At 79.1% G+C, this 583-nt stretch carries 1 pseudogene; it reads right to left on the bottom strand.

The features are described from left to right. Positions 1–583 (bottom strand): annotated as a pseudogene (locus EEJ42_RS30970) (hypothetical protein); the annotation flags it as partial.

Here is a 583-nt window from a genome sequence, read left to right as displayed (position 1 = left end):
GGCGTCGGCGCGAGCAGCGCGGCGGCCGTCCCGACCGCGACGGCCGAACGCGGCAGCAGCGACGCCTGCCCCAGCACCGCGCGGGCGCGGGCGTGGGTGTCGGGGTCCGTGATGACGACGCCGTCCACCAGCTCGGGCCGGGCCGCGAGCACGGCCGCGTGGTCGGCGGGGTCGACGGCCTGCGCCAGATAGCGCCATCCGGGCAGGGCGGGGATGCCGTGCTCGCCCAGGTACTCGACGGCTGCCAGCACGTCGGTGCTGGGCGGCAGCAGCCCGCCGTCGCCGAGCGCCGCGAGGATGCGCGAGTCGTCGGCGGCGGCGGTCCGCAGGTCGAACAGCTGCCGCTCGGCGGAGGCCACGCTCTCCTCCAGCAGCTCCCGCAACGCGTCGGCGTTCCGGTCCAGCTCCTCGGCGGTCAGCGGCCCGTCGCCCACGGGCCGCCGCCGCGCGTCGTCCCGTACGGCGGCGCCGGACCCCGCGGGCGCGTCGCCGTCGCCGACCTCGGGGGCCCAGCAGTCCCCCTCGTCGTCGGACCCGCTGTCCCCGTCGTCCGCCGGGTGCGGTTGACCGGCTTCCGGCGCCT

This window comes from Streptomyces botrytidirepellens (assembly GCF_003721215.1).
GTDB lineage: Bacteria > Actinomycetota > Actinomycetes > Streptomycetales > Streptomycetaceae > Streptomyces > Streptomyces himastatinicus.
The sequence above is the reverse complement of the archived record's forward strand: the minus strand, read 5'-3'. Positions and strand labels throughout refer to the sequence as shown.